Source organism: Planomonospora corallina (genome assembly GCF_042650625.1).
Taxonomy (GTDB): Bacteria; Actinomycetota; Actinomycetes; order Streptosporangiales; family Streptosporangiaceae; genus Planomonospora_B; species Planomonospora_B corallina.
The window spans coordinates 689,052-701,898 of the sequence record NZ_JBHSBM010000017.1; the positions used below are offsets into that span (position 1 = coordinate 689,052).

Sequence of the window (12,847 nt, forward strand, 5' to 3'; positions counted from 1 at the left end):
TTCCGGTCCACCGCCGGGTCCACCGCCGGGTCCACCGCCGGGTCCACCGCCGGGTCCGCTGTCCAGTTCGGCGGCCGGTCCGTCGGCGGTCGCGCGTCGGTCCGGCGGCGGTCCGGAGTCGGTCCGGCGGTGCGGTCTCCTTCCGGTGGCGCCGGAGCGTGGGCGCGGGCACGGTAGAATGGACGATCGGGTTCCGCCCACCGCACCGCCCGGGCCCAGCGGCCCCGGCGGGACCGCGCCGAGGACACGCTCGTGGCGCGTGGGAGGGGGCTTCCCACCCGGACGACCGAAGAGCTGCTTGTCCCCAAGAGCGGCCGTACGCAGGAGAAACTTCAGTGGCGACGACGAACGACCTCAAAAACGGCCTCGTGCTCAAGCTCGAGGGCGGTGAGCTCTGGACGGTGGTGGAGTTCCAGCACGTCAAGCCCGGCAAGGGTGGTGCGTTCGTCCGCACCAAGCTCAAGAACGTGCGCTCCGGCAAGGTCGTCGACAAGACCTTCAACGCCGGCGTCAAGGTCGAGACGGCCAACGTCGACAAGCGCGAGATGCAGTTCTCCTACATGGACGGCGACGACTTCGTCTTCATGGACACCGAGACCTACGACATGCTCCACGTCTCCCGGGCCGCGGTCGGCGACGCCGCCAACTACCTGCTGGAGAACATGCTCGCCACCGTGGCGACGCACGAGGGCGAGGTGCTCTACGTCGACCTCCCCGCCGCCGTCGAGCTGCTCATCGCCGAGACCGAGCCCGGCCTGCAGGGCGACCGCTCCACCGGCGGCACCAAGCCCGCCAAGCTGGAGACCGGCGCGGAGATCAAGGTCCCGCTGTTCATCACGACGGGCGAGAAGGTCAAGGTCGACACCCGCACCGGCGAATACCTCGGCCGCGCCTGATGTCCGCACGGGGTAAGGCGCGCAGGCGCGCGCTGGACATCCTGTTCGAATCCGAGGCGCGCGGCGAGGACCCGCTCAAGGTGCTCGCCGAGCGCCTGGAGCGGGCCGAGCCGCCGGTCAACGAGTACACCGCGGCGATCGTCGAGGGCGTGTGCCGGCACCGGTCGCGCATCGACGAGCTGATCACCACCTACGCCGAGGGCTGGACCCTCGAGCGCATGCCCGCGGTCGACCGCAACCTGCTCCGCGGGGGCACCTACGAGCTGCTCTGGATGCCGGACGTCCCCGAGGGCGTCGTCATCAGCGAGTGGGTCGGCCTGGCCTCCGAGCTGTCGACGGACGAGTCCCCGCAGTTCGTCAACGGCCTGCTGGCCCGGTTCAAGCAGCTCAAGCCCTCCCTGGCGCTGTAGGCTCCCCCGGAGTCGGCGGGAACGCCTCCCCTGGAGGCCGCCGGGCCCCCGCGCGTCGCCGGTTCCCCGGGGCGCGGCGTAGGCTGGGCCCGTCACCGAATGCGAGGAGGCGATCGGAAGTTGCACGCCGCAGGCACCTCTCGGCAGGCCGGCGCTCCGGCGGTCCGCACCGCCGTCGTCTGGGACGTTCTGCGGGCGGCGCTGGCCGATCGCGTGACCGTGACCGGCCGTGACCGGCTCGACATCGTCGACGCCGGGGGCGGGACCGGGGGCTTCGCCGTACCGCTCGCGGCGCTCGGGCACGCCGTCACGGTCGTCGACCCGAGCCCGGACTCGCTGGCCGCGCTGGAGCGCCGCGCCGCCGAGGCGGGCGTGGCCGTGCGGGCCCTGCAGGGGGACGCGGCCGACCTGGGCGATCTCCTGCCGCCCGGCGCCACCGACCTGGTGCTCTGCCACAGCGTGCTGGAGTACGTCGAGGACCCCGGCGGCGCGCTGGCCGCCATGGCCCGGCTGCTCCGCGCCGACGGCATGCTCAGCGTCCTGGCCGCCAACCCCCTGGCGGCCGCGCTGCACCGCTCCGTCGCGGGCCGGTTCGACGAGGCGCGCGAGGTCCTCGGCGACCCCGAGGGCCGCTGGGGCGACCGCGATCCCACCCCCCGGCGCTTCACCCGCCAGGAGCTGGTCAGCCTCCTCGGCGCCGCGGGCCTGCGGCCGGGGGAGATCCACGGGGTCCGGGTCTTCGCCGACCTGGTGCCGAGCCGGTTCCTCGACGGCGAGCCCGGGGCCGCCGCCGCGCTGGTCGCCCTGGAGCAGGCCGCCGCCGAGCATCCGGTCCTGCGGGACATCGCCGCCCAGCTGCACGTCCTCGGCCGCCGATGAGGCACGCACCGAACGCCTGTTCGCATAAGATGGCGCCGTGTCGAGGAAGCAGCAGGTGCCGCGCCCGGGGCTCGAGCTGGGCGGTGACGACACCGGCTGCCCCATCCTCCACGTGGACATGGACGCCTTCTTCGCGAGCGTCGAGCTGCGCGAGCGGCCCGAGCTCGCCGGCACGCCCGTCATCATCGGCGTCCCCGGCCCGCGCGGCGTGGTGCTCAGCGCCACCTACGAGGCCAGAAGGTACGGCGTGCACTCGGCGATGCCCATGACGCGCGCCCTGAGGCTCTGCCCGCGCGCGACGGTCATCCCGCCCAGCCACGGCAAGTACGCCGAGGTCTCCCGCGGGGTCATGTCCGTCTTCCGCGAGATCACCCCCGAGGTGGAGCCGGTCGCCTCCGACGAGGCCTTCCTCGACGTCTCCGGGGCCCGCAGGCGCCTCGGCCCGCCGGCCGTGATCGCCGCCCTGATCCGCGAACGGGTCGCCGCCGAGCACGGCATCACCTGCTCGGTCGGGGTGGCGAACAGCAAGTTCGTGGCCAAGCTCGCCTCGCGGCACTGCAAGCCCGACGGGCTCTTCGTCGTGCCCGCCGACCGGGTGGTGGACTTCCTCCACCCGCTCCCGGTGGCGGCCCTGTGGGGCGTGGGGGAGCGCACGGAGCGCTCCCTGGCGCGGCTCGGCGTGCGGACCGTCGGCGATCTCGCCCGCACCCCGGTGGCGACCCTCCGGCGCGAGCTCGGCCAGGCGGCCGGCGCCCACCTGGCGGAGCTGGCCTGGGGCCGCGACGAGCGCCGGGTGACGCCCCACACGCCCGACAAGAGCATCGGCGCGGAGGAGACGTTCGCCGTGGACGTGGCGGACCCGGTGGAGATCCGCAGGGAGCTGCTCCGCCTGTCGGAGCGGGTCGCCGCCCGCCTGAGGGCGGGAGGCCACGCCGGCCGGACGGTCAGCGTCAAGCTCCGCCGGGCCGACTTCAGCACCCTCACCCGCTCCCGGACCCTGGCCGGGCCCACCGACGTCGCGCGGGAGCTGTACGCCGTCGCCTGCGACCTGTACGCCGCCTCCGGCCTGGAGGGCACACTGATCCGCCTGGTCGGGGTGCGGGTGGAGAACCTCCTGCCCGCCGAGGGGGCGCCCCGGCAGCTCAGCCTCACCGAGCGGGAGAACGGCTGGCGGGAGGCCGAGCGGGCGATGGACCGGGCGGCGCGGAGGTTCGGCCGCGACGCGGTGCTCCCCGCCTCGCTCGTCCGGCCCCGGCAGGAGGAGGAATAGCCGTGGCCCCTCCTCCGGTTTGGACTACGTTGGACGTTTTCTTTCGTCTACGTCTACAGGCTCGTATTCTGGGGATAACCGACCGCGAGGTTCGGACACCCCGTGTCGTCCGTCACCGTTTTCCCCGTCCTGGGGCTGTCCTTGGGAGGCGCCGTGCCGCTCTCTGAGCACGAGCAGCGCCTGCTCGACCAGATCGAGCAGGCCCTCTACGCCGAGGACCCGAAGTGGGCCAACACCGTAAGGATCAGTGATCCCCGCAGTCACTACAAGCGGCGTCTGGTGAAGGCCTCCATCGGCTTCCTCCTCGGCGTCGTCCTGTTGATGGTCGGCGTTGTGATCAACTCCTTGCCCTTCGGAGTCATCCTCGGCGTAGGCGGTTTCGTGGTCATGCTCGCCGCGTGCCTATGGGGTCTGTCCAGTTGGAAGCGGATGAACGGGTTCGGTGACGGCGGAGCTCCAGCGGGCGGCCAGCGGGGCGGCGGCCGGACGGGGCAGCGCGGCGGCGGTTCCCGTCAGAGCTTCATGGAGCGGATGGAAGAGCGCTGGCGCCGTCGCCACGACGAGCGCTGAGCCGGCTTCTTCCCAGCCCCGGCCGCCGTCAGGCGGGCGGGGCTTCGCCGCTGTCCGGAAGACGTGACGCTGTGCCGGCCGGCGGTTCCTGCCGTCCCCGTGCCGTTCCGCGCCACCTCGAGCCTGAACGGTCCCACGCGGTCTGAAGGGTCCCGCGCGCCTGAACGGTCCCACGCGGTCTGAAGGGTCCCGCGTGGCCCTGGCGGCTCCTCGCGGTCCGAACGGCTCTTCGCATCCCTGATCAGGTCCCAGCGGTCCTGGAACCCCAGGGGCCCACCGGGGGCCTCTCCCAGGGCTCCGCCCGGCCCTGCCCCCAGCCTCCAACGGACCCGGGCCGTGGCCCGGCCGTCCGGGCGGCCGTGCGCGCGGGGCCCCGGCCGTGTGCCGGGCCCCGCGCCGGTCCTCCTGCTCAGGCGTCCCTGCGGGCCGGGAGCCTGAGCCGGATGTTCCCCAGCCGGTCGAAACCGTCGAGCACCCGGGTGCCCGCCGCCCGCATCCGCAGCAGGGTGGACGGGGGCAGCAGCACCGCCCTGATCCGCCTGCCGCGCGGCACGGTGGCCGCCAGCGCCCGCCGTACCCGGTGGACGTCCTCGCGCAGAGAGCCGGTCTCGCCGGGCGACCTGGCGAAGAGCATGCGCTCCACCGCCTGGGCGATCTTCTCCACGGAGGCCCTGGCCTCGGCGTCGAAGCCGTACTCCCGGGCCAGGCGCGCGGCCAGTGCCCGGGGGCTCTCGCTCGGCTGCCGCGCCATGCCGTAGTCGCACAGCGCGTCGTCGAGCTCGGCCCAGGCCGCCGCGGCGGTCGGCTGCCCCGCGGTGCCCCTGACCGCCACGACACCGCTCGTCCCCGGAGCCGCCGGCGCCTCGGCCCGCACCGCCGTACGGGAGTAGGCGCGCCGCCGCCGCACCCGGGTCTCCCAGCGGAGCATCGCCGGAACCAGCAGGAGCAGTACGGCGGACGCCGCGCCGATCGCGATCTTCGCGGCGAGCGGCATCCCCTCGTCCACCGCGAGCGGCACCCCGCCGAAGTCGCGGTCGAGCATGGGGTTGCGAGGGGCCTGGCTCGGCCCGCTCGACGGGTCCGCGCCGGCGGGGCCGGTGCTGGGAGAGGTGCTCGGCTCGTCACCGCCGTCGGTGTCGACCTCCGGGAAGGTGTAGACGGGCCGGGACGCGCTGGCCTGCCCGGTGGGGCCGGACGGGGTGGGCTCGAAGCGCAGCCAGCCCACCCCCTCGAAGTAGAGCTCGGGCCAGGCGTGCGAGTCGCGCGTGCGCACCTCCCACCGGCCGGAGGCGCTGATGCCGCCGGTGTAGCCGATGGCGACCCGGGCGGGGATGCCCAGGGTCCGCGCCAGCACCGCCATCGAGGCGGCGAACTGCTCGCAGTAGCCGGCCTTGCTGCGGAACAGGAAGTCCACCAGGGCGGAGCCGTCGTGGCCCTGCGCCTGAAGGGTGTAGGTGAACCCGCCGTCGGTGGTGAAGAAGTCCTGCAGCTGGATCGCCTTCTCGTAGGGGGTGGCGCCGGACTCGGTCACCGAGTCTGCCAGCCGCCGGATCCCGGAGGGGAGGTTCTCGGGGAGCTGCAGGTATCTCTCCCGGACCGCCTCCGGCGCCGCGCCGGAGGTCTTCAGCAGGGAGGGCGTGGGCTTGGGCTCGGAGCTGACGACCTCGTAGGTCAGCCCCTCGGCGGTGTCGGTGTGGGAGAACACCATGAGCGTGTCCCGGTCCGGCCGCCAGTCGCCCTCGATCCGGATCCTGCCCGGCGGGTACGGCAGCGGCAGGAACTTCAGGTCGCGGACGTCCTCGCTCACCGTGATCCGGGTGGTCACCTGGCCGGCGGGCACCCGGGCGCCCTGACCGGGCGCGGGGGGCAGAGGCCCTTCGGAGGTGCGGTCCTCCGAGCGGCCGACGGGCTGCGTCATCGTCCACTGATCGCCGTCGAAGACGTCCAGCGAGTACAGCCGCAGGTAGCGGGGGAGGTTGTCGCTGGTCTGGTAGGTGAGGAAGGTGGACTCGGCCGGCAACGTGAGCTGCCTGCGCAGGTTGGCCACCGGGTTCGGGAAGCTGATCGAGCCTCCGCTCCCGCCCCTGCCGTTGCCCACGCCGAAGCCGAACAGCGGGTCGGGCTCCAGGGTGGGCAGCAGCGAGGGCACCAGGACGGCCAGCACGATGGCGGCGAAGCCGACCCGCTTGCCCGACAGCCGCAGCCCCGCGGTGTCCGCGGGACGGGGGGCGACGAACGACGGGGTCCTGCGCACCAGCACCGGCCGGCCCCAGTGGCCGACCCGCTCCCGTCCGTCGGCCGCGAGCAGCCCCAGGAAGCCCAGCGCGCCGATGACGACCACCGGCCAGCTCATCGGGTCGCCGAGGAACGAGGCGGGCACCACGAACAGCACCAGCAGCGGCAGCCCGGCCAGCGCGGCCCGCCGCAGCCGCACGGCGAGGAGGTCGACGAGTATCGCGATCAGCCCGACGCCGCCGCAGGTCAGCAGGATGATCCCGGGATTGGGGGGGACGGGCACGGCGTACCGCTGGATGTCGGAGAAACCGTCGGCCGCCAGCAGGGCCAGCGCGACGACCGAGTCCTTGGTGGGCACGATCCGGCCCCAGGCGTCCGAGCCGGCGAACACGGCCGTCAGATAGACCCAGAACGCGGCCAGCTGGGCCAGGGGGGCCAGCCAGGCGGGCAGGGGCCGGCGGCCGGTCAGCACGCCGACCGCGGTCACCACCAGCAGGGCGCCGAAGCTCGCCCAGAACCAGGTGCCGTCCTCCTTGAAGAGAGGGTAGAGCGCCAGCGCGACCGCTCCCGTGGCCACGCCCGACATGATGGGAAGTCTCATGAGCTGTCCCCGCTGAGTGCGAAACGGCCGCGCTGCGCGGCGTCCGGCCAGGCGTCCGCGATCGAGGCGCCCGTCGGCAGCCGTACGATCCGCCAGCCCGCATCGGCGAGCACCGTCTGCGCCGCCCGGTACTCCTCGCCGTCGCACAGTTCGGGCCGGTCCCAGCCGGCCACGTCCAGCATGACGGCCACGCCGGTCATGTTGCCGTGCCGCAGGCGGGCCAGGGACTGCGCCTCCTGCGCCCCGACGCCGCCGAGCACGGCCACCACCAGCCCGTCGCCGCCGCCCTGCCGCAGGGCGGCGAGGCCGAGCTCCAGCGACCGCGCCGAGCTGGTCCGGACCACGGCCAGGGCGTCCAGCAGGGACCAGCTCAGCCCGGTGTCGGGCAGGTGCTCGGCGCCCTGATCGGTGACCAGGCGCAGGCCGAGCCCTTCGCGGGCCAGGTGGACGCCGATGGAGGCCGCGGCCGAGACCGCCACCTCGAAGGAGGAGCGGGGCCCCTCGCCCCGGTGCGCGTACCTGCGGGTGTCCAGCAGCAGCGCGCCCCGGCTCTGCCACTGCTGCTCCTCGCGCCGGACCATCAGCTCGCCGTGCCGGGCGGTCGAGCGCCAGTGCACCCGCCGCAGGTCGTCGCCCTGCCGGTACTCGCGCGGCGCCACGTCGTCGTCGCCCGCCGCGGCCACGCTCCTGGTACGGCTGTCGCCCCCGCCGGACCACTCGCCGGACAGGCGGACCGGGGGCAGGGGGATCACCTGCGGGGTCACCACCAGCGTGTCGCCGGCGGTGAACGACCGGGTCAGCTCCACCAGGCCGAAGGGGTCTCCGATGCGGACCGAGAGCGGGCCGATGGGGAAGCGGCCGCGCAGGTCGGAGCGGACCCGGTAGTCGATCTCCCGGACGCCTCTCGGCTCCACCCGGTCGAGCACGAAGCGGGGACGGGCGCCGAGCGCGTAGGGAACGGTGTCCTCGATCATCAGCAGGCCGGTGGGGAGCCGGGTGACGTTCTCCAGCCGGAGGGTCACGGTGGCCTCGCTGCCCGCCTCGGCCCGGGGAGGGTCGAGGCGCCGCGCGCAGCTCAGCCGGTAGCGGGTGCGGGCCACCACCACCGCCGCGATCAGCGGCAGCGAGACGATCAGCACCCCGACGCGGAGGAGGTCGTGCTCCCCGACGAAGAAAGCACACGCCAGCGCCGCGAGGCCGGATCCGAGGAAGGCTTGGCCGCGGGTGGTGAGCGCCTTCAGACCGGGCACCGCGTCACCTCCCCGTCCGGCGGCGCGGACGTCCTGCGGCGCCGCCGTCCCGCCGGGCGGCCTCCGCCGGCCCGGCGGCCCCGCCGATCCCGGCGCTCATCGGGCCTGGGCCTCGGGGACGGGCACCCGGCGGAGCAGGTCGGCGACCACTTGCTCGGGCAGGCGGCGCTGGCCCTGGGCCTCGACGCTGGGCAGCAGCCGGTGGGCGAGGACGGGAACGGCCAGCGCCTGCAGGTCGTCGGGGATGACGTAGTCGCGCCCGGCGAGCGCGGCCTGCGCCCGGGCGGCGCGGACCAGTTGCAGCGTCGAGCGCGGGGAGGCGCCGAGCCGCAGGTCGGGGGAGTGGCGGGTGGCCGTGACCAGGTCGATCGCGTACTTCTTGATCGGCTGGGAGACGTACACCGCGCGCACCGCCTCGATGAGGGCGCGCACCTCGGCGGTGGTGGCCACCGGCTCCAGCTTGTCGATCGGGGAGGCGGCGCCGTGCACGTCGAGCATCTCCAGCTCGGCGGAGGGCTCGGGGTAGCCCATCGCGATCCGCGCGGTGAAGCGGTCGCGCTGCGCCTCGGGGAGGGGATAGGTGCCCTCCATCTCGATCGGGTTCTGGGTGGCGATCACCATGAAGGGGGCGTCGAGGGGGTAGGTCGCGCCGTCGACGGTGACCTGGTTCTCCTCCATGCACTCCAGCAGGGCCGACTGGGTCTTGGGCGAGGCCCGGTTGATCTCGTCGCCGACCACGATGTTGGCGAACACCGGTCCCGGCTTGAACTCGAACTCCCTGGTCTGCTGGTTGTAGGCGCTCACGCCGGTGATGTCGCTGGGCAGCAGGTCGGGAGTGAACTGCACGCGGCGCACGGGGCAGTCGATGGACCGTGCGAGCGCCTTGGCGAGCATGGTCTTCCCCACGCCGGGCACGTCCTCGATGAGAAGATGGCCCTCCGCGAGCAGGACGGTCAAGGTCAGCCGGATGACGTCACTCTTGCCCTCGATGACGGATTCGATCGCCTCGCGGATCCGGTGCGCGGTGGCGACCAGGTCGTCGAGCCGGGGTGGGACGTCATGGGTTACTGCCACCAGGCCTCCATGAGGGTGCGGCGGTTGCGCGCCGGGGGTACGTGTTGCACGGGGCCTCGTGGCCCCTCTCCCATTGTGAGTGCCGACACTACGTCCCCGCGGGTTCGTCGGCGACTTTATGAGGGCATTGGGACCTATTTCGGGTGAATGAGTCGTGGTGCGGGCAGAGGATGCGTCCGGCGCACGGGCTCCGTTCAGGATCCGTCCGGGTTCTGCGCCGATTCTGCAGCGGTTCTGTGCTGCTTCTGTGCCGGTCCTGTGTCGATTCGGGGTCGTTTCCGGGCCGTGAGCCGATTTCCTCCACCGGCGCCCGGCCCGGTGCCGTTCTCCCCTCCGGGGTGGGTCCGCGGCAGGGGGCCGACACGCCTGCGGCCGGTGCGGTCCCCGCGCCGCTCCACTCGGCACCACCCGCTCTGAGCTGCGGAAATATCGGCCATTCCGGGCGCGAAGAGTGGTGGAATCAGTTGACGGTGGGGAGAAGTGGAGTATGGTGGTGCGCAGTGGAGGGCAGAGGCTGAAGCGCTGAGCGCTCCGCTAGGCACGGGAGGTGGGGGCCGATGTTCCTCGGCACTCATTACCCGCGTCTCGACGACAAGGGACGGCTGTTCCTGCCGGCGAAGTACCGCGAGGAGCTGGCGGAGGGTCTGGTGATCACCAAAGGCCAGGAGCGCTGCCTCTACGTCTTTCCCGTAGAGGAGTTCCAGCGCATCACCGAGGCTCTGCGAACCGCGCCGGTGACGGCCAAGGCGGTCCGTGACTACAGCCGCGTCTTCTTCGCCAGCGCGTCCGACGAGTTCGCCGACAAGCAAGGCCGTGTCACCATTCCGCAGGCTCTGCGTGAATACGCCCGCCTGCAGCGTGACTGCGTGGTCATCGGAGCCAACACCCGGTTGGAGATCTGGGACGCGCAGGCATGGGAGGCCTACCTGTCCGAGCAAGAGCAGGCGTTCGCCGATCTGTCGGAGGAGGTGCTGCCAGGGATTCTGTGATTTCGCGGTCGATTCATCGGTGAACACGTCGTTCGGCGAGGTCTCCACCCGCAACCACCCACGTGCCAGCTGATGCACCTTCCCCGGTGTCAGGTGGCGTGCGGACTCGCGGGTGCGGATGGGGACCTGGCCGGGCGGCCTCCGGGGGGCTGTCGGAGCCTGTCCCGTGAACCCCGTACTCTGCCGTGGTGACGCCGGGATGGCGTCGCACGCGTTGCCGCCTCGCTCCATCGAACGTCTCGCAGTGGCCCGCGCGTGGCCCGCGCCTGCCGCGGGTCCGGTGGCGCCGGCCGGTGTTCATGATCGGGAAGCCTCCTCGCCGCGGCCGGGCGGCGGGTCCGCCCGCCGGCCGCCGCCCGGGGCGGTGAGGCTCCGCGACCAGGGTTCCACGACACCGATGAGCGTCCGCCGCACATCCGCGAGCGAGGCGGCGAAGGGGGGGTGTGCTTCATGCGCGCCGAGAACGACAAGCGTGATCTCCAGAGTCCGGGCGGGCACGTGCCCGTGATGCTCGACCGCGTGCTCGAACTGCTGGCCCCCGCGCTGGACCGCCCCGAGCCCGTGCTCGTCGACGCGAACCTGGGCCTCGGCGGACACGCCGAGGCCCTGCTGGCGGCGCACCCGGCCCTCCACCTCGTCGGGATCGACCGCGACCCCACCGCGATCGAGCGCTCCACGGCCAGGCTCGAGCCGTACGCCGACCGGATCACACTGGTCCGCGCCGTCTCCGACGAGCTCCCCGCCGTGCTGGAGCGGATCGGCCGCCGCAGGATCGACGGGGCCCTGTTCGACCTGGGAGTCTCCTCGCCCCAGCTCGACGAGGCCGGGCGGGGCTTCGCCTACTCCTACGACGCGCCCCTGGACATGCGGATGGACCCGGAGGAGGAGCTGACCGCCGAGGTGGTGGTCAACACCTACCCCGTCGCCGAGCTGATCCGGATCCTCCGCGACTACGGCGAGGAGAGATTCGCCCCGCGTGTCGCGCACCTCATTGCCAAGGAACGGGCCAGGGAAGCCATAACGTCTACCAAGAGGCTTGCGGAGATCGTGCGTACGGCGATCCCCGCGGCCACCAGGAGGACAGGGGGAAACCCCGCGAAGAGGACTTTCCAGGCGTTGCGGATCGAGGTGAACGCGGAGTTGACGGCACTGGAGCGAGCGCTGCCCGCGGCCCTCGACGCGCTGACGCTCGGCGGGCGCGTCGTCGTGCTCGCCTACCACTCGCTCGAGGATCGGCTGACCAAGCAGATCCTCACCGCGCGAACCAGGGACACCAGCCCGCCGGGGCTGCCCGTCCCGCTCCCGGCCCACCAGCCCAGGTTCGCCCTCCTGACAAGGGGAGCGGAGCTCCCCGGCGAAGAGGAGGTCGCCCGCAACCCCCGGGCGGCGTCCGCCCGGTGCCGGGCGGCAGAAAGGATCCGTGAGGCAGTTGACGAGAGTTGAGCCAGATGTCCGCCGTACCGCGCCCGGCCGCGACGGGCGACCCACGCGCGCTCCCCGCGCGGTGCCGCGGGGCCGCAGGCCCAGGCCGGCCAGGGTCGTGCCCGCCGCCGCGCCCGCGGCGCCGGCGGCTCGGGTTCAGGCGGCCCCCCGCCCGGGGCGCGCGCCGCGCGCTCCCTTCGTCCTGCTCGTGGTGGGCCTGCTCTGCGGAGGCCTGGTGACCCTGCTGGTGCTGAACACGGTGCTCGCCCAGAACTCCCTGCGGGAGAGCGAGCTGCGAGCCGGGATCAAGCAGCTCCTCCTGGAGAAGGAGAAGCTCAAGAACGAGAACATGCGGCGGGAGACCCCCGGCGAGCTCGCCAGGGCGGCCGACCTGCAGGGCATGCTCTCCGACGACTCCGCCCGCGTGATCGTCCCCGGCGGCTCGGCGGACAGCCGGGTCGCCAGCGAGGACCAGACGCCCGTCGGGCGGGAACGCGTGCCGGGCACGGGTCGATGAAGGACGGCGGCCGCGGCCCCGGACCGCGGCAGGGTGGTTCCGGCCGCCGCGGCCCGGGCCGTCCCGAGGGTCCGGGCCGTCCCGAGGGTCCGGGCCGTCCCGAGGGTCCGAGGCGGTCCGGGGGAGCGGAGGGCACCGGCAGGCCCGGCGCCGCCGGGGATCCGGGCCGTTCGACCCCGCCCGCCGGCCGGGGCGGGGCAGGCGGACGCGGCGGATCCGGGCGCGCCGACGGGCCGGCACGACCCGGCAGGACGGAGAAGGACGGCGGGGCCGGGCGGCCCCAGAGGCCGGGCCGGGCCGGTGGTCAGGGGCCCGCTCAGGGGCCTGTTCAAAGGCGCGGCCAGGGGTCGTCCGGGGCCGAGCACCCACGTCCCCGCAGGCAGGACGGTGCCGACAGGCCGTCGCGTCCCGGGTCCTCCGGCCGCCCGTCGCGCTCGGACGCGCCCGGCAGGTCCGGCCGCCCGTCGCGCTCGGACGCGCCCGGCAGGTCCGGCCGTGCGGAGCCGGCGCGCCCGTCGGCGCCCGGCAGGCCCGGCGGCCGCCCGCCGGGCCCGCGCCCGGCCCCGGGGCGGGGCCCGCGTCCCGCTCCGGGGCGGGGCCCGCGGGCCGTGCGCGACGACGACGAGCGCCCGACCGGTCCCATCCGCGTGGTCAGGAGCCGGATCACCGGACCCGGCGGGCCGCGCGGGCCCGTGCGGCGCCCCGGGGACGGGGGGAGGCCCCGGCCTCCGGCG

Annotated in this window: 11 protein-coding genes; 8 read left to right on the forward strand and 3 right to left on the reverse strand. The window is 73.9% G+C overall.

From position 1 onward, the window contains the following. The first annotated feature begins 335 nt into the window (after positions 1-335). From efp to ACFOWE_RS16335, 5 genes are all read left to right on the forward strand, one after another. On the forward strand, positions 336-896 hold the full coding sequence (gene efp, locus ACFOWE_RS16315) for an elongation factor P (RefSeq protein ID WP_377288514.1): 561 nt from the start codon (positions 336-338) through the stop codon (positions 894-896). Next, positions 896-1,306: a transcription antitermination factor NusB gene (gene nusB / locus ACFOWE_RS16320; RefSeq protein ID WP_377288516.1), complete on the forward strand. Its 411-nt coding sequence runs from the start codon at positions 896-898 to the stop codon at positions 1,304-1,306. The genes efp and nusB overlap by 1 nt, the downstream gene beginning before the upstream one ends. Before the next feature lie 120 nt (positions 1,307-1,426). Beyond that, positions 1,427-2,185, forward strand: coding sequence for a class I SAM-dependent methyltransferase (locus tag ACFOWE_RS16325; protein WP_377288518.1), 759 nt, complete (start codon positions 1,427-1,429; stop codon positions 2,183-2,185). A gap of 37 nt (positions 2,186-2,222) precedes the next feature. After that, the gene (locus ACFOWE_RS16330) at positions 2,223-3,455 is read left to right on the forward strand and encodes a DNA polymerase IV (protein WP_377288520.1); all 1,233 of its coding nucleotides are present in this window, start codon (positions 2,223-2,225) and stop codon (positions 3,453-3,455) included. 153 nt (positions 3,456-3,608) lie between these two features. Continuing rightward, positions 3,609-4,025: a DUF3040 domain-containing protein gene (locus tag ACFOWE_RS16335; protein WP_377289163.1), complete on the forward strand. Its 417-nt coding sequence runs from the start codon at positions 3,609-3,611 to the stop codon at positions 4,023-4,025. A 409-nt stretch (positions 4,026-4,434) separates the two neighbouring features. Here ACFOWE_RS16335 and ACFOWE_RS16340 read toward each other — a convergent pair whose 3' ends face one another. The 3 genes from ACFOWE_RS16340 to ACFOWE_RS16350 all read right to left on the reverse strand — a co-directional run bounded on the left by ACFOWE_RS16340 (position 4,435) and on the right by ACFOWE_RS16350 (position 9,185). After that, the gene (locus tag ACFOWE_RS16340) at positions 4,435-6,861 is read right to left on the reverse strand and encodes a DUF3488 and DUF4129 domain-containing transglutaminase family protein (protein WP_377288522.1); all 2,427 of its coding nucleotides are present in this window, start codon (positions 6,859-6,861) and stop codon (positions 4,435-4,437) included. Then, positions 6,858-8,111, reverse strand: coding sequence for a DUF58 domain-containing protein (locus ACFOWE_RS16345; protein WP_377288524.1), 1,254 nt, complete (start codon positions 8,109-8,111; stop codon positions 6,858-6,860). Before ACFOWE_RS16345 ends, ACFOWE_RS16340 begins: the two co-directional genes overlap by 4 nt. A gap of 96 nt (positions 8,112-8,207) precedes the next feature. After that, positions 8,208-9,185 carry an AAA family ATPase gene (locus tag ACFOWE_RS16350; protein ID WP_377288526.1) on the reverse strand — a complete coding sequence of 326 codons (978 nt, stop codon included), beginning with the start codon at positions 9,183-9,185 and terminating at the stop codon, positions 8,208-8,210. Between the two features lie 557 nt (positions 9,186-9,742). Here ACFOWE_RS16350 and mraZ point away from each other — a divergent pair. The 3 genes from mraZ (at position 9,743) to ACFOWE_RS16365 (ending at position 12,113) form a co-directional block, all read left to right on the forward strand. Then, a complete protein-coding gene (mraZ, locus tag ACFOWE_RS16355; RefSeq protein ID WP_377288528.1) occupies positions 9,743-10,174 on the forward strand; it encodes a division/cell wall cluster transcriptional repressor MraZ in 432 nt (143 codons plus the stop codon). 450 nt (positions 10,175-10,624) lie between these two features. Continuing rightward, positions 10,625-11,617, forward strand: a complete 993-nt coding sequence (gene rsmH / locus ACFOWE_RS16360) for a 16S rRNA (cytosine(1402)-N(4))-methyltransferase RsmH (RefSeq protein WP_377288530.1) — start codon at positions 10,625-10,627, stop codon at positions 11,615-11,617. Between the two features lie 187 nt (positions 11,618-11,804). Further along, positions 11,805-12,113, forward strand: coding sequence for a hypothetical protein (locus ACFOWE_RS16365; protein ID WP_377288532.1), 309 nt, complete (start codon positions 11,805-11,807; stop codon positions 12,111-12,113). Positions 12,114-12,847 lie beyond the last annotated feature (734 nt).

Coding starts and splice junctions, on each gene's coding strand:
- nusB (WP_377288516.1), top strand. CDS start 896: ATGTCCGCACGGGGTAAGGCGCGCAGGCGCGCGCTGGACATCCTGTTC.
- ACFOWE_RS16340 (WP_377288522.1), bottom strand. CDS start 6,861: ATGAGACTTCCCATCATGTCGGGCGTGGCCACGGGAGCGGTCGCGCTG.
- mraZ (WP_377288528.1), top strand. CDS start 9,743: ATGTTCCTCGGCACTCATTACCCGCGTCTCGACGACAAGGGACGGCTG.
- rsmH (WP_377288530.1), top strand. CDS start 10,625: ATGCGCGCCGAGAACGACAAGCGTGATCTCCAGAGTCCGGGCGGGCAC.